General features: G+C 59.5%; 10 protein-coding genes and 1 pseudogene. 3 read left to right on the top strand and 8 right to left on the bottom strand.

Annotation, left to right across the window (positions count from 1 at the left end; all coding sequences use genetic code 11):
* Positions 1-75 precede the first annotated feature (75 nt).
* A pseudogene (locus ACWGXF_RS05840) lies at positions 76-615 on the bottom strand (indolepyruvate ferredoxin oxidoreductase); the annotation flags it as partial.
* 999 nt (positions 616-1614) lie between these two features.
* On the bottom strand, positions 1615-2232 hold the full coding sequence (locus ACWGXF_RS05835) for a glutathione S-transferase family protein (RefSeq protein ID WP_256629347.1): 618 nt from the start codon (positions 2230-2232) through the stop codon (positions 1615-1617).
* A 156-nt stretch (positions 2233-2388) separates the two neighbouring features.
* Here ACWGXF_RS05835 and ACWGXF_RS05830 point away from each other — a divergent pair, with 156 nt between their 5' ends.
* Positions 2389-2796: a YkgJ family cysteine cluster protein gene (locus ACWGXF_RS05830; RefSeq protein WP_003065319.1), complete on the top strand. Its 408-nt coding sequence runs from the start codon at positions 2389-2391 to the stop codon at positions 2794-2796.
* Between the two features lie 18 nt (positions 2797-2814).
* Here ACWGXF_RS05830 and ACWGXF_RS05825 read toward each other — a convergent pair whose 3' ends face one another.
* The 5 genes from ACWGXF_RS05825 to ACWGXF_RS05805 form a co-directional block, all read right to left on the bottom strand.
* A complete protein-coding gene (locus ACWGXF_RS05825; protein WP_012836544.1) occupies positions 2815-4212 on the bottom strand; it encodes a sensor histidine kinase in 1398 nt (465 codons plus the stop codon).
* Positions 4212-4916, bottom strand: a complete 705-nt coding sequence (locus ACWGXF_RS05820; protein ID WP_003065317.1) for a response regulator transcription factor — start codon at positions 4914-4916, stop codon at positions 4212-4214. Before ACWGXF_RS05820 ends, ACWGXF_RS05825 begins: the two co-directional genes overlap by 1 nt.
* Positions 4917-5038: 122 nt before the next feature.
* Complete coding sequence (locus ACWGXF_RS05815) at positions 5039-6334, bottom strand: TolC family protein (RefSeq protein WP_256629352.1); 1296 nt, start codon at positions 6332-6334, stop codon at positions 5039-5041.
* A complete protein-coding gene (locus tag ACWGXF_RS05810; RefSeq protein ID WP_012836546.1) occupies positions 6312-9425 on the bottom strand; it encodes an efflux RND transporter permease subunit in 3114 nt (1037 codons plus the stop codon). Before ACWGXF_RS05810 ends, ACWGXF_RS05815 begins: the two co-directional genes overlap by 23 nt.
* A 20-nt stretch (positions 9426-9445) precedes the next feature.
* Complete coding sequence (locus ACWGXF_RS05805) at positions 9446-10609, bottom strand: efflux RND transporter periplasmic adaptor subunit (protein ID WP_034347924.1); 1164 nt, start codon at positions 10607-10609, stop codon at positions 9446-9448.
* A gap of 1005 nt (positions 10610-11614) precedes the next feature.
* Here ACWGXF_RS05805 and dinG point away from each other — a divergent pair.
* Entirely contained in the window at positions 11615-13786 is a 2172-nt protein-coding gene (gene dinG / locus ACWGXF_RS05800) for an ATP-dependent DNA helicase DinG (RefSeq protein WP_452101755.1), read from the top strand.
* A gap of 222 nt (positions 13787-14008) precedes the next feature.
* A complete protein-coding gene (locus ACWGXF_RS05795; RefSeq protein ID WP_224649382.1) occupies positions 14009-14185 on the top strand; it encodes a hypothetical protein in 177 nt (58 codons plus the stop codon).
* Between the two features lie 1000 nt (positions 14186-15185).
* Here ACWGXF_RS05795 and ACWGXF_RS05790 read toward each other — a convergent pair.
* Entirely contained in the window at positions 15186-15749 is a 564-nt protein-coding gene (locus ACWGXF_RS05790; RefSeq protein ID WP_039049437.1) for an acyloxyacyl hydrolase, read from the bottom strand.
* Positions 15750-15951 lie beyond the last annotated feature (202 nt).

Below are 15951 nucleotides of genomic sequence, written 5' to 3'. Positions count from 1 at the left end.
AGCCTTACGGCTCAAGCCAAAGGGTGGGTCAGTTTGAGATGGAAATGGCGGGTCAGTTTTGCGTGGAAATTAACACACCGGCGTGTTGCTGGCCTCGGACAGCTCGAATCCATCCTTCACCGCCTGCACAATGCTCGGCAGGTTGGGGCGCGGATCGAGCATCCAGATCTGCGACTTCATCGCAAAGGCGTGGCTGCGCTCCTGCATGATGGACGAGCCCTCGCCGTAGTCCTCGCCGACGATGACCAGCGCACCGCCCTTGACGCCGCCCGAGGCCAGGTTGGCCAGCGCATCGGACGCCACGTTGGTGCCCACCGTGGCCTTGAAGGTCACGGCGCCGCGCAGCGGGTAGTTGACCGACGCGGCCAGCGTGGCGGCGGCCGTGGCCTCGCTGGCGCTGTTCTCGAAGCGGATGCCATGCTCGACCAGGATGTCCTGGGCATCGGCCAGCACGTCCATCAGATGCGAGATCGGTGCGCCCTGGTAGCCCGCGACGTAGTTCACGCCTGACTCCAGCAGCGCCTTGGTCACGGCCAGGATGCCTTCACCGTGGAACACCTCGCCCGCGCCCAGGCGCAGCTTCTTGACCTCTTCGACAAACGAGCGTTCTGCCATCGCAAGATCCTTCACAGGGCCCGCGTGGGAACGGGCATTTATGATTTTGGATGAATATGGCACGTATTACTTTAAAAATAAATATATCCAAAATCATTGTTTTCCCTAGCCTCAAAGGGGATGACAAATACCGTGTCACGGATCAAAAGCAGTGTGAAAACGCCTAGCGCACGCAATGACCCATGCATGTGCGCCAAGGGGGAGAGTGGTTCTGGAGACCCCGGGACGGTCCAGGATCAGGCACACGCCTGCCACTGTGGCCAAAGCCAAGAGCACCGAGGCCATGGATCTGATAGCGGCTAGCTGCTACCAGGAGATCGCGTCAGGCTGATTTGCGTTGAAATTCGAGCAATTTCAGCATCACACCCGATGTTCACAAGATGGGATTTGCCAGCTCTGGGCCGTGCTGCTGCAGCGGAACTACGCTGGTCCCGGGAATCCAAATCCGCCTTTGCCTTCAGCATTGCATAAAGTTGCCCAGATACACGGAAGCCACTCGGAACCCAATGTCTAGTTGCACCTTATTTGCCGATCACCCCAGGCCATTCATGATGGTGTTGCACAGCGAATTGCGCAGATCCGGTGAGCTGTTGAACTGCTCCTTGCAGACCGCTTGATCAGCATCTGCTCTTCCAACAACTGGTCCTTAAGCACACCACCGACATACAGAAGTTGGTCACCGTCGGTCAATTCGACCTCGAACACACCATTCACCTTTTCGATGATTTCTGCCGAATAGGCTTTTTTCCTTTTCCGGCACCGGTCCACTACCCATGGCCTGGACCCTGTAGGTGCCAGCCTGGCTCAGACCCATGATTTCCTCGCCCACTTTTTTGAGCGAGTGATCGCGCTATCGCGTACCGCGAAGAGAGCCTATGGCCCTCTCCCATTGGGACGCAATCAGGCCTGCCACAGCCCTCATCACAAGCGCTATGGCAATTCACCGATACGCTGGCAGGCGTATTTCTTATCCCTTCACGTCCGGCATTTGAGATGCCGTCAGCCCAGCCTCTGCACCGAAGCCCTGGCCTTCACGCGCTCGAAGTGGGCTGCCACGCGCGGGAATTCGGCGATGTCCACGCCGTCGCCCTTGAGCCAGCCCGCCACGGTGTAGAGATAGCCGTCGGCCACGGTGAACTGCTCGCCCATCACCCAGGTCTTGTCGCCCAGATAGTGCTCTTCGATCATGGCAAAGCAGTCGCGCATGTTCTGCGGCACCTTGGCGCGCATGGCGGCCTGGGCGGCCTCGTCGTCGGCCCAGCGCGAGGCGCGCGGACGATGGGCGTGGGCGATGTGCGCGGTCGATGCCAGATAGGCATTGAACTCCTGCATCTGCGCCAGCGCGAAGGGATCATGGAGCGGCGCCAGCCTTGCCTGCGGATGGGTCTGCGCCACATACAGCAGCAGCGCCGGAGTTTCGGTCAGCACGCCGCGTTCCGTGGCCAGCGCGGGCACCCTGCCCTTGGGATTGATGCTCAGGTATTCGGGGCTGCGCTGCTCGTTGTCGGCAAAGCTCAGCGTCTTGAGCGTGAACTGGGCATCGGCCTCATAAAGCGCAATCAGTACGGCCTGCGCGCAGGTGCCAGCTGCGTAGTAAAGCGTGGTTTGGCTTGCCAAAATCGTTCTCCCGTGGATGGTGATATGCCTGTTCAGTGTAGGCTGCTGCGCAGCCGGCTCAATCCCATGAGCCGGGTCTGCTCATAGCAATGACGCAAGGCAGACATCGACATCTCATGGCAGCATCGCGCTTCTCCCAGAAGTGCCCCACCCGAAATGAAATCCTCCATCCGCATTGTTGACGTCGACCGCCTGGAAACCTGGAGCAAATACAAGGCCGGCATGTGTGACAGCTGCGCAGCCAATTGCTGCACCATGCCGCTGGAGGTACGCCTGCCGGATCTGGTGCGCCTGGAGCTGGTGGACCCGTTCGAGGTCGAAAACATCGAGCCCAAGCTGATCGCCAAGCGGCTGCTGAAGATGCGCCTGATCGACCACTTCAACCCCAAGCACGAGATCTTCACCATGGCCCGCCGGGCAGGTGGAGACTGCAACTTTCTGGACAAGAACACGCGCCGTTGCACGGTCTATGAAAAGCGCCCGGAGACCTGCAGACTGCATCCCAAGAAAGGCCCCAAGCCGGGGTTCTGCGCCTACGGCAACAAGGCGCTTTCGCAGATCTGAAAGCTTCTGGGCAGCGCTTCAGACATCGGCCACGGCAGGCAACCAGATGCGAGCCACCATGCCCGGATTGGCGTTGTGAAAACTGAGCTTGCCGCCATGCAGCTGGACAATGGCCAGCACGCTGGCCAGGCCCAGTCCGTAGCCCGGGCGATCCGATTCTGCGCGATAGAAACGGGTGGTCATTTTCTCCAGGGTCTGAGGATCTGCGCCCGGTCCCTGGTCCTGCACGGTGATCTCCACCCCCCATGCGCCATCGCTGCCCTGCTCCTGCGCCGGGGCCGCACGCAGCAGCACGTCAGCGCCATGAATGTCGCTGGATGATGCTCCGTATTTAATAGCATTATCGACAAGATTGGAGACGGCGCTGGCCAACAAGTCACCATCGCCCAGGGCCTGCACACCTTGCTGCACATCCAGCCTGAGAATGCCGCCGGCGTCTTCCACCAGCGGCTCGTAAAAGTCCACCACATCGACCAGCAAGGCCTGCAGGTCAACCGGTGCAAAGCTCTTGCGGCTGGCTCCGCTTTCCACTTCGGCAATCTGCAAAAGCTTCTCGAACACCACACCGAGTTCAGCGACTTCTTCGGCCACCAGCGCCAGCGTGGCAGACTGCATTTCGGGGCTGGCCTGCTGCGCGTTGCGCAGGCGCAGCAGGATGCGCGTCAGCGGCGTTCTGAGGTTGTGCGCAATGCTGTTGGAGACATGGCGTATGCCTTCCATCAACTGCTCGAGCCGATCGAGCATGGCGTTGATATCGCGGTTGAGCAGCGTGAATTCATCGCCGCGCTGATCGACCGGAATGCGCTGTCGCAAATCGCCCGCTGCAACGCGCGACATGGTGTTGCGAATGGCTGCCGCGCGCTCATCCACCACACGCCTGAAGACCATGGCACCTATCAGGGCCATGATGCAGGCTGCAACGGCCGCCAGCAGACTGGCCTGACCGAACAGCTCCTCCATGTCGCGCTGCAGCTGCATGTCGCTGCCTACGGCCAGCAGATTGCCATTGGGCATTTCGACCACGGCAACCCGGCCCACCATCAGCCGCCCGTTGCGCTTCACGGTCAGCTCGCGCACGCCCATGATGCTGAGCTTGCGCGGAGGATAGACCTCGGCATTGCTGACAATGGTCTCGCCCTGCGGGTTCATGAGAATGAGGATTTCCGTGTCGGTATTCACACCGTCACGAATGGTCTGCAGTATCTCGCTTTCCAGTGCTCCAGGGCCGTATTTGGCCGAGTGCTCGGTCAGTCTGCGCACATGGTTTTCGGCCTGCTTGTCGAGCCTCACCCGCACCACGCCCACGGTCTGCACATAGAAGACGGCCAGCACAATGGCCATGGTCAGAACCAGGAGGCCGCCATAGCTGAGTGCCAGCCTGAAGGCCAGCGAACTCCAGGGTCTGGAGCGCATCATCAGACCACCTCGGGCAGGTCTTGCGGCTGGTCCGAAAGGCTGTAGCCCACACCGCGCACGGTATGGATGAGAGGCGTGGCAAAGCCTTTGTCCACCTTGCTGCGCAGGCGGCTGATGTGCACGTCGATCACATTGGTCTGCGGATCGAAGCGGTAATCCCAGACCGACTCCAGCAGCATGGTGCGCGTGACGATCTGGTGCGCGTGCTGCATGAGAAACGCCAGCAGGCGGAACTCGCGCGGCTGCAGCGACAGCGGCTGGCCGGCGCGCTCGGCGCTGCGCGAAATCAGGTTGACGCGCAGATCGGCCACCTGCATCTCGCGCGTGGGAGCCGGGATCTGGGCGCGGCGCACCAGGGCTTCGAGCCTTGCCGATAGCTCGGAAAATGCAAAGGGCTTGGTCAGATAGTCATCGCAGCCGGCCTTGAGCCCGCGCACTCTCTCGTCCGTGGCAGACAAGGCACTGAGCACCAGCACCGGCGTCTGTTTTCCCATGGAGCGCAGTGTCTGCAGAATCTGCAGCCCGTCAAAGCCATTGGGCAACATGCGGTCGAGGATGATGACATCCCAGTTCTCGCCAACGGCCTGTGCAATGCCTTGCACGCCGTCACCGCAGACGCTGACATGCGCGCCTTGCTGGCGCAACCCTTCAGCGATGTAACGCGCGTTGAGCGCATCGTCTTCGATGATGAGGTAGCGGTACATGCTGAGTCTGTCTCTGGCCGTTGGTGGACAGACACTATAAGCCGTTGCCTCCACCTTCGCAGCCGGCGATGCAGCAGCATCAGGAGGTGGTACAGGGGTTTGTGCCATCTCCCCCGCCTCGCTCAAGGCTGCACCTGTGGCAGATCGCCGCTGGCCAGACGCACTTCCCACTCGGCGTCCAGCATGTCCTTGACCAGCTCCAGATGCTCCAGCCTGTGCTCGGTGATCGAGCCCAGTGCATCGATCAGCTCCAGAATCGTGCCCTTGCCCAGCTTGTAGGCGTCTTGTGCCATCTGGTGCAGCGGCGCAATCTGCGCCAGCCCTTCCTTCTCGTAGTCGCGCACGGCCGTTCGGCGCAGCGACAGCTGCTGCAGGGCGCGCTGCAGCTCGGACTGGGCGGCAAGCACAGCCGCATCGCGGCGCAGCTCGGCCTGATCGGCCTCGACCTTGGCGCGCTCGATGGGGCCTTGACGGCGGTCGAACAGCGGGATCTCCACGCTCACGCCCACCTGGTTGAAACTGCCGTCCACGCTGTTGCGAACGCGAGCCAGACCAAAGGATGGCGTGGGCAATGCTTCACGCTGCTCGAGCTTGATTTTCTGGCGCGACCTGTCGAGCTCGGCCTGCGCGGCACGCAGACTCGGCAACTGGTTCTGCGCCTGGTTCCACAGCTGCTCGTAGCTGGCTGCCTTGCGAATGTCAGTGGCCTGCAGGCTGCCTTCCACACGCACCTGCCATTGCGGCAAGGCGGCAATGCTGGCCACGCGTGATGCAGCATCCCGCAAGGCGGCCTGGGCCTTGCTGACCTGCATGCTCATCTGTGCCTGTTGCAGGTTAAGGCGCGCGCCGTCATAGCGGCTGCGCGTGCCTGCTTCGATCTGGCCCTTGACGATGTTGCCGGCCTTCTCCAGCTCATCACGGGCAGCCAACCACACCTGATAGCGCTGCTGGGCCACCAGCAGCTCATTGAAGGCATGGGCTGCATCGCTCATGGTGACGGCGACTGCGACATCGGCATTCGCCGCGGCGGCCTTCTCGCCCAGCCTGGCGTTCTCGATGCGCATGCCACGCTGGCCAAAGATGGGGATGGCCTGCTCCACACCCCATTCCTTTTCTCCGCGCTTGCTGGAGTAGTGCATGGCGGGATTGGGTATGGTGGCAGCCGTTTTGCTGTCTGCCTTTGCCAGATCCAGCTGCATGCGATCTGCCGCCAGATTGGGCTGGTTCTGCACGACGATGCGCAGATATTCCTGCAGGGTCACAGGCTGTGCAGGGGCCGCCAGACGGCCCGCTGCAGCATTGCTCTGTGCGGCTGCATCCATAGTCTCGGCAGCATGACCTGTGCCGCTGAAAGCGCCGCAGCACAGTGCAGCGGCCATGGCCAGAGAGTGCCACTTATTCATCTTGAGCGCTTTCATCACGTTCTTCCTGCGTCAACATGTTCTTGGGGCCCAGCAAGGCATACAGCACGGGCAGCAGCACCAGCGCCACCAGTGGCAGCACCACCATGCCGCCAACGATGACCGAGGCAAAGGGGCGCTGGGTTTCGCTACCCACGCCGGTAGACAGAGCCATGGGCAGCAGGCCCAGCAGCGCCAGCAGTGCCACCAGAATGATGGAGCGCATGCGCTCGGCTGCACCTTCGATCAGCGCCTGCATCAAGGGCATACCCTGGCGGCGCAAATCCTCGACCGCAGAGACCACCAGCAAGCCCGCCAAAGCCACCTGACCCAGCAAGGCGATAAAGCCGATGGCCGCGCTGATGGACAGCTCGATGTGTGCCAGATGCAAGGCTGCGATGCCGCCCACCATGGCAAACGGCGCGCACAGCAGGATGATGCCGGCGCTGCGGGCCTGGCCCAGCGCACCAAACAGCAGGGCATAGACGATGACCAGAGACAGCGGCACCACCACCTTCAGGCGTGCAGCCGCACGCTGCTGGTTCTCCCACTCGCCGCCCCAGACGGCCTGGTAGCCTTCGGGCAGCTTCACGTTCTGCTTGAAGGTGGCCAGCGTGTCCTTCACTACCGAGCCAATATCGCGGCCTTCCACGTTGAACTTGAGCGCCATGTAGCGCGCATTGCCTTCGCGGAAGATGGAGGAGTTGCCGATCTTCATGCTGACCGTACCGACCGATCCCAGGGGGACCGAACCACCATCGGGCAGCGGTATGGCGATGTTGCGAATGCGCTCCTCGTCCATGCGGTCCACATAGGGCAGACGCACACGCACCGGTACGGGAAATTCACCCTCCCACAGAGTGGTGGCCACATTACCGGCCAGGGCCACTTCCAGCGTCTTTTGCGCGTCTTCCATGGCGATGCCCTGGCGTGCCAGCGCCTGGCGATCGAACTGCACATGCACCTGCGGTGCCGGAGCATCGCGATACAGATCCAGGTCAACCACTCCGTCGATGCCTTTCACCAGCGACTTGGTCTGCTGAAGAATGCCGCGCAGGGTGGGAATATCGGGGCCGAACAGCTTGAGTACCACCTGGCCGCGCGCGCCCGATGTGGACTCTTCCACGCTGTCGCGAATGGGCTGCGCAAAGTTGAAGGCCACGCCAGGAATTTCACCCAGCGTCGCACGCATTTCCTCGATCAGCGCGGGCTTGGTCAAGCCCTTGCGCCAATCGCCATGGGGCTTGAGGCGCACCAGCACCTTGGCCAGATTGAGCGTCTCGTTGTCAGTTCCCGATTCGGGGCGTCCCTGCTCCGTGGTGACGGTGATCACCTCGGGGAAGACCTTGAGACGCAGACGCACATCGCGCAGCACTTCCTGGCCTTTTTCCAGCGAGATGGAAGCAGGCATCTGCACCAGCACATAGGCATCGCCCTCATCGAGCTCGGGCAGGAACTCGGTGCCCAGCCATTTGGCTGAAACCCCGGCCACCACCAGCACGCTCACGAACACGGCAATCACAGCCGTGCGGCGCTTGGCGGCGCCCAGCACCTTGGCGATCCAGTGCTGGTAGCCATGATGCGCGCGGTCGAAGATCTTGGGCTCTTCCACCATCACATGCTTGGGCTTGAGCATCAGGGCGCACAGCGCAGGCACCAGCCCCATGGCAAACACCAGCGCACCCAGCAGGGCAAAGCTGTAGGTCATGGCCAGCGGGCGGAAGATGCGGCCTTCGATGCTCTGCAGCGAGAACACGGGAATCAGCGCCGCAATCACGATGGCCATGGCGAACAGCGTGGGCTTGGCCACGGCAACGGCCGAATCCACAATGATGTGGCGCATGTCGTTCGCCGTCTGCGGCTTTCGCTGGCGTGCATTGCGGATGATGTTCTCGGCCAGCACCACGGCACCGTCCACCATGATGCCGAAGTCGATGGCTCCCATGGAGATCAGATTGGCGGGCATGCCCAGCCAGTGCAGGCCGATGAAGGCCACCAGCAGCGACAGCGGAATCACGGTGGCCACGATCAGCGAGCCACGCAGGCTCCGCAGGAACAGCCACAGCACGGCCACGATCAGCGTGGCCCCGAACAGCAGGTTGTGCTGCACGGTCTTGAGCGTATGGCCCACCAGATCGGAGCGGTCATAGTTGGTGACCATGTGCATGCCTTCAGGCAGGCCGCCACTGTTGAGCTCATCGACCTTTGCATGAATGTCATCGAGCACGATGGAAGGGTTGGCGCCGCGCTTGAGCAGCACAATGCCCTGCACCACATCGTTCTGGTCGTCCATGCCCACCGAGCCCTGACGCGGCGTATGCGACTGCGCGACACGCGCCACGTCACCGATGGTCACGGGAGCCTTGCCACGCATGGCAACGACCACATCCTGAATCTCCTGCGGATTGCGCAACAGGCCGATACCGCGAATGATGAAGGACTGTTCACCGCGGCGCATCAGACCACCGCCGACGTTGCGGTTGGACTTGGAAAGTGCATCGCTCACATCGTCCAGCGACAGGCCCAGGCTGTAGAGCTTCTCGGGGTCCACTTCAACGTGGAACTCCTTGACGAAGCCGCCAATGCTCACCACGTCGGCCACGCCCTGCACCTGCTTGAGCACGCGCACCACATGCCATTCCTGCTCGGTGCGCAGCTGCGCCAGGGTGTGCCTGTCGCTTTGCAGGCGATAGTAGAAAATCTTGCCCAGCGGCGTGTAGTCAGGCGCCATTTCAGGCGTCACGCCGTTGGGCAAATCCGCCTGCGGCAGACGCTGCGACACCTCGGCGCGCGCGGTGAAACTTTTCGCGTCGTCGTTGAAGACCAGGTTGATCATGGAGAGGCCGAAATAGCTCTCCGAGCGCAGCGATATCAGACCCGGCGTGCCGTTGAGCTCACGCTCCAGCGGCTGGGTGATCTGGCGCTCCACTTCTTCGGGAGCCAGGCCCGGTGCCTGGGTGATCACGCCGACCTGCACATTGGTCACGTCAGGATAGGCTTCGATGGCCGTCTGCAGATAGGCGTAGACGCCATAGATGGCAATCGCCAGCGTGGCGCACAGCGCCAGCAGCCGGCGATGGACGACAAATGCAATAAATGAACGCAGCATGGTTCAGACTCCTGCCGGGACTACAGCAGCTGACTGGCCGCGCCGTCGAGCAGCAGGCCACCACGCACCACGATCTTCTCACCGACCTTGAGGCCGCTGATCACCGGCACCATGCCGCGCGATGGACGCCCCAGCGTCACCACGCGTGCCTCGAACTGGTTGTTCTCATGCTGCACATAGACCACGCTGCGGCTCTCATCCTTGATGAGCACGGCAGTGACGGGAATCAGCATCTCCTGCAGATTCGACAACTGCACGCCCACCTTGGCCTGCATGCCGGGACGCAGCACCGGGTTCTGTTCGCTCAGCTCCACCACCACGGCAGCGCGGCGCGATTCCTTGTCCAGCGTAGCCCCCAGATGACGGACCGTGCCCTTGATCGGCTTGGGCAGCTGCGGTACCTCGACCTGCACGGAACTGCCCAGACGAATGCCTGGCAGATCGGACTCGAACACCTCAGCGACCACATTCATGGCTTGGGGATCGCCAATCATGAACAGCGCCGCTCCCGGCTCGGCAGCAGTACCCACCACGGCCTTGCGCTCGGCCACGATGCCGGCACGCGGTGCACGCAGCTCGATCCGATCGCCGCCACCGGAGCCCAGCAGCGCTGCCGTGCCCTGTGCACGACCAAGCTCCTGCGAGGTTTCACGCAGCTTGGCCTGCGCGGCACGCAGATCGACCTCCACGCCCACGCCCTTGTCCACCATGGTCTGCTGGCGCTGGGCTTCCACCACAGCCACGTCGTGTGCGGTCTTGGCCGCAGCCACGTCATAGCGCGTGCGCAGTGCATCGGGGCTGACCAGCGTCGCCAGCAAATCGCCGGCCTTGACCATATCGCCCACATGCGCATTGACAGCCACGACACGCGCCGATAACGGCACAGCAACCGAAGCCACACGATCCTCGACAAACGCCACGTGCGCAGGAGCCCAGGCCATCTGCACCCCTTGCGGATCGGCCACGGGCGCGATCTCCAGCATCTTCACGGATTCCGGCTTGACCTGAATAAAGCCTTTGGGCAGCTGCGCAACCGGTTTCTTGGCTTCCTCGGTGGCCTTGGAGGCATCACAGCCACCCAACAGACCCGCCACGGCAATGGCCGCAGCCACCACCGGCAGTCTTGCCCATGTCCAGTTTGGTAAATGTGCCGCTCCCGGCAGTCCCACAAGGCTTTTGTTCATCGTTCACCCTTTTCCATGACTGACAAGTGACGAGCTGGTCCGCGGCTTCACTTGCAGTGATGCCACCATGCTAGGAACAGCCCCCAACTGCGTGGATGACACACGCATTACGGTTTGGTAAGACCGGACACGGGCACAAGCACGACCAGAAAACAGCCGGGCCAGGGAAATCAGCCTGCAGACTCGATGAATTGCCCGTTTTCCAGGCAATTCATTGACAGCATCTGTCAATTGCTCAAAAAACAGGCATTTTTCATGTATTTTTTCATACATGAGTATTAAAAGTAGCCAAAAATCGTGACCAAAGCCAAGGCCACGCTTGATCTCTGAATTCCTCAGAAAACACGATCAATACATTGATAAGCAATGGATATCTACTATCAAAAGTAGAGCTTTGAAGTTATCCACGCAGTGGATAGATTGTGCCCCTCCCTCCTCCGCATCCCGGATTTCAACAGAAATGACCGCTCTGGCATACAAACCAGCGGCATGACCATCATCAGTGGAAAATTCAGAGCCTGAATGCCTTCAGGAGCAGATCCGTCTAACCTGTGGATAAACCGAGAACTCCATACCCTGCAAGAGCGATGCAAGCCATGGATAAACTTACTCACAGCGCTTGAAAACTATGCAGATCCCGAAAAACCTCAGCAGTATCGAAATCTAGAAAAAGTTTTTTATTCATAAAAATTTAACAACCATATCCACAGACATGAATACATGGTTGTCTCCAGGATATGTACAGGCCAATTCTCTGATCTCCCTGTGGATAAGTTTCTTGGTAACTACCATGGACGGAATCCACAACTACAATGAACAAGTCACATACAAGTGGTGGAAAAGTTTCATTGAAACCGCCCACTGGATACAAGCGCAGAACATACAAACTCCCCTGTTTTGTATGCCGTATCACATAAGAAATTCAATCTTATTTGATACATATCTCTGTACGAATACTTATAAAACGCCAAAGCACAGCGTCTTTGCGTCTCAAAAAACGCTGAAATGCATGAAAAAAAGTGGGCTGAAGAGGCCCTGAATTCCTTTGATGCCGTGGTCGGGGCCATGCCGGGGTTTCGCAGTCGTGATGGACAGCGAAAAATGGCGGCCCAGATCGCGCAAACGCTGAGCCAGGCCCAGCTCGGAAAAGTCGATGAAGGCGAACCGGAACCGCGTCGTGCCATCGCTGTCGTGCAAGCCGGAACCGGGGTCGGAAAATCGCTGGCCTACAGCATTCCGGCCATTCGCATGGCGCTGTCGCGCGGCACGCGCGTGCTGATCTCCACAGCCACGGTGGCGCTGCAGGAACAGCTGGTGAACAAGGATTTGCCGGCTCTGGCGCAAAAGCTGGACCAGCCATTCAAATTCGCACTGGCCAAGGGGCGTGGCCGCTTTGTCTGCAAACTCAAGCTGGAACGTCTGGCGAGCACGGGGGAAGCACAGGACGAGATGGACGATCTGTTTGGCGATGAGCAGGGCCAGACCAAGTTCAGCCGTCCTCAGCATGAGCTGCAGGCCCGCATGCAGTTCTACAAATCCATGGCCGATGCGCTGGCCACGGAGGCCTGGAACGGCGACCGAGATTCGCTGGAGACCCCGCCTGAGGCCGAGGCCTGGAGCCCCGTGGCAGCCGAGTCCTCTTCATGCACCGGAAAGCACTGCCCGGCCTTCGGCAACTGCGTCTATTACGAACGCCGCAAAGACCTGGTGGCGGCGCAAGTCATTGTCGCCAATCATGATTTGCTGCTTTCCTCGCTGGGCTCCAAGCTGCTGCCCGAGCTGGACAATTGCCTGCTCGTGCTCGATGAGGCCCACCACCTGCCCTCTACGGCTCTGGACCAGTTTGCCGGCGAGATGGATCTGAGCCGCCTGGGCTGGATCGACAAGCTGGCCAGCCGTACGCTGCGCGTGAACCAGGTCGCCGAAGTCGAGGAACTGGCCGACGTGCCCAAGCATGCGGGTCAGCTGCGCCAGCAGATGCAGGAGCTGGCGCGGCTGGTCATGGAGCACTACGGAGAGACTCTCAAATCGCAGAAAGACAGCTATGGGCCAGCCAGGGTACGGGCACCCCGCGGAATGCTGCCAGAGGCCCTTCTGGAGCCTCTGGGACAGATTGCGCACCATGCCGACGGCTTTCTGGATGCGCTGCGTGCCGTCTCCAAAGCTCTGCGTGCCGAAATCAAGGAACAACCTGAGGAAGCACAACGCCTGTCCACCGTCTATGCGCAGGTAGGCGCCCTGGCGCCCAGGCTGGAAGCCATCTTCAACACCACGCAATTGCTGCTGCAGAACAACGAGAGCGATGGCGACGGCAAGATGGTGCCCCATGCCAAGTGGTTCACGCTGGAGATGGACGGCGAGTTCATCGTGGTCAAGGCCCATGCCAGCCCCATACAGCCCGGCTCCACCCTGCGCCAGCACCTGTGGTCGCAGGTACGCGGTGCGGTGCTGACATCCGCCACGCTGACCAGCTGCGGCCACTTCGACTTCTTTCTGCGCGAAGCGGGGCTGGCCAATGACGATTCCGTCACCACGCTGGAAGTGCCCAGCCCATTCGACTATGCGCGCCAGGGCACGCTGGTGGCCCGTGAAACGGCCTCAGACCCGCGCGAAGCCGCCCGCTTTACCGAGGAGATGGTCGAGGCCCTGCTGAACGATCTGAGCCGCATAGAGGCTGGCGCACTGGTCCTGTTCACATCTCGCGAGCAGATGCGCCAGGCCGTAGATGCGCTTTCCACCAGCATGCGCAACCAGGTGCTGGTGCAGACCGCCCTGCCCCGCCAGACTCTGCTGGCACGCCATCGTGAGGCCGTGGCGATGGGCGAGCCCTCCATCATCTTCGGCATGCAGTCCTTTGGCGAAGGACTGGACCTGCCCGGAGCGCTCTGCGAGTCCCTGTTCATCACCAAGCTGCCCTTTGCTCCGCCCGATGACCCTGTTGGCGAGGCAAGAGCCGAATGGCTGCGCAGCAGCGGCCGCAACCCCTTCAACGAGCTGGTGGTGCCGGCCACGGCCATTCGCCTGGCCCAGTGGGTAGGCCGTGCCATCCGGACCGAGGAAGACCAGGCCCATGTGTACTGCTATGACCGCCGCCTGACGGGCACCAGCTACGGCCAATTGCTCATCAAGGGCCTGCCGCCCTTCACGCTGCAACGGCGCCCTGTTTCAATGCCTTGACGTCCTGAGCGAAGCGCGCCTTTCACACTGCTGATCCAAGGCCGTTTCGCTGCTCTTTTGCGCCATTCCTGCGCACGTTCACTCAGGCCCGGTGCACTCCGCGCAGTTGTAATTTTTCTAACAGTTGCCGGGCAATGCGAGACGGCATCCAGTCTTGCAGGACTGGCAACCCGCAAGGTCTTGCCCGAAGCGGCGCAGCCGGGCAGGTGCGCTGCAGACCCCATGGTTGTTGAGCAACTCCGGATTTCAGACCTGTCGGTGTTGGCGGGTGCCGCACTTTCCCAGCGCTTGCCACATCTGGGCCGGGTCTTGCTTCACCGACAAGCGAAAAGTTCTTTAAAAACAATGATCTATAGATCGTTGAATTTTTTTGAACGAGCAGGGCGCAATCATGGCTGATATCGATTGCACGCACGTTTGGCCAGTTTCCCCCAGCTGTTCATAACATTCTGTGGATAACAGTCGCTTCAAAGACTCTCCAATGGGAATTTATCCCCACCTCATGTCATTGAGGAGGCGCATCTTACGCCAATTTTTCGAGATCTGGCGCGTCAATTTTCCCAAAGCCCTTTTTTTCTGGACTTCCCTCTGAATCAAAGGGATTGGAGCGCCTGATCAGCTGCAATTTTGCATGGTCCCGGCTCTTGCCTGCGACTTTGCCTTCAGTTGTTGTTTAGAAGTTTTATAAAAATATAGTCGTAGTAGTAAGACTTGGCATCTGCTGTTGATAACTTTAAAAACTCGAGGCAAATCAAGCATCTTGCGTAATGACAAACATGGAGACAAATGACGGTTGCTGCTGTCCTCGATCCATGAACAACTTGGCCTTCTTCCATATTTTTGTGGAAAACATGAAAGTTGATATCCGCTTATCCACAGAAATCCATTTTTCTGTTGGTTGGAAGTAAATGCTATTTATCCGTTGATATATATACGTTATTAGCTATTATTTTTATAGTGAACAACTGATGAAGACATGCTTGAGCACATCGGATGTCAAGGGTGTGATGTAGCAAGAACTTCTTGAAGCGGATCTGATCAGCCTCTTTTTTTATTCAGACCATCTCCGATTGCTGTGTACACTTCGGCCAAAGTTGTTATTTCTAGTCTTATCTTTTTACTTAGTAGTAATAGTAAGCAGTCCACTTAATTGTTGATAAGTAATTAAGTTCATTTAAAATCAATAACTTATAATTTTCCAAAGTCTGTGCCCTTGCATGGGCTGCCGATGTCATTGATTTGGGAACAACTTTCCAGAAGCCAGCCTGTCTGTGGAAAACAGAAAATTTCCATGACTTTTATCACCATGTTTATTCACAGGCCGTGCAACCGCTGCAAAGCATGAAAAAAGCCGCCCGTTGGGCGGCCAGGTCGACCCGGATAGCGCTGCCCCGGGAATTCAGAAGTGGCGTGCGTATCGCAGCTGAAGAAAGTTCTCTCCCGGATTGGGGCGCTTGATGCCTGCATTGGACTGGTGCTCGAAGCGCAGGCTGATCTCGTTTTTCAGTTGCTCGCCAAACAGGTAGCCGATGCCTATATGGCTGGCAAAGTTGTAGCGGGTCGAAAATTCCTTGTGATCGGTGATGAAGCGGTGGTTGATGGCATAGCTCACGCCCAGGCCGGCTTGCAGGAACCAGGGAGACTGGCCTTGAGAGGGGCGCCAGCGCAATGTGGGTTGTGCACCCAGAACCCAGGTTGAACGATTGCCGCCCTGATAGTCGGCCGACCAGCGGCTGACAGAGAGATCCCAGTAACCCGTCATCCGACCCGAGCCAAGGGCGTAGCTCCAGTTCCAGGGGAGGATGACGCCGCCTGTCCAGCTGTCGGTGCTGTGCTCCGCCGAGCCGTATTGCAGATAGAGGCCGGTCGTCGATGCTTGAACAGGCTGTGCATGAAGCATGGGGCTTGTCAGGCCGATCAGCATGGGGACTACAAGATTTGTTGCTAATTGCAGTTTTTTCATGTCAATTGCCATCTAAATGCTTGGAATCTGGTCGCGATATCGATGCTACGACAATGCCTTGATTTCGCTCCCTCTGTGGATATGAATTTAGAAGCTTGTGAATAAATGTTCTGTCGGCAAGCGCTTGCGTTGGTAGTCAGCCAATTGATATCGAAATGAAAAAAGCCCCCGGTCATGACGACCGGGGGCTTTTATGGAGAAG

Source organism: Comamonas sp. HJ-2 (genome assembly GCF_053615495.1).
The sequence above is the reverse complement of the archived record's forward strand: the minus strand, read 5'-3'. Positions and strand labels throughout refer to the sequence as shown.

Coding starts and splice junctions, on each gene's coding strand:
- ACWGXF_RS05830 (WP_003065319.1), top strand. CDS start 2,389: ATGAAATCCTCCATCCGCATTGTTGACGTCGACCGCCTGGAAACCTGG.
- ACWGXF_RS05825 (WP_012836544.1), bottom strand. CDS start 4,212: ATGATGCGCTCCAGACCCTGGAGTTCGCTGGCCTTCAGGCTGGCACTC.
- ACWGXF_RS05820 (WP_003065317.1), bottom strand. CDS start 4,916: ATGTACCGCTACCTCATCATCGAAGACGATGCGCTCAACGCGCGTTAC.
- ACWGXF_RS05815 (WP_256629352.1), bottom strand. CDS start 6,334: ATGAAAGCGCTCAAGATGAATAAGTGGCACTCTCTGGCCATGGCCGCT.
- ACWGXF_RS05810 (WP_012836546.1), bottom strand. CDS start 9,425: ATGCTGCGTTCATTTATTGCATTTGTCGTCCATCGCCGGCTGCTGGCG.
- ACWGXF_RS05805 (WP_034347924.1), bottom strand. CDS start 10,609: ATGAACAAAAGCCTTGTGGGACTGCCGGGAGCGGCACATTTACCAAAC.
- dinG (WP_452101755.1), top strand. CDS start 11,615: ATGCATGAAAAAAAGTGGGCTGAAGAGGCCCTGAATTCCTTTGATGCC.
- ACWGXF_RS05795 (WP_224649382.1), top strand. CDS start 14,009: ATGGTTGTTGAGCAACTCCGGATTTCAGACCTGTCGGTGTTGGCGGGT.
- ACWGXF_RS05790 (WP_039049437.1), bottom strand. CDS start 15,749: ATGAAAAAACTGCAATTAGCAACAAATCTTGTAGTCCCCATGCTGATC.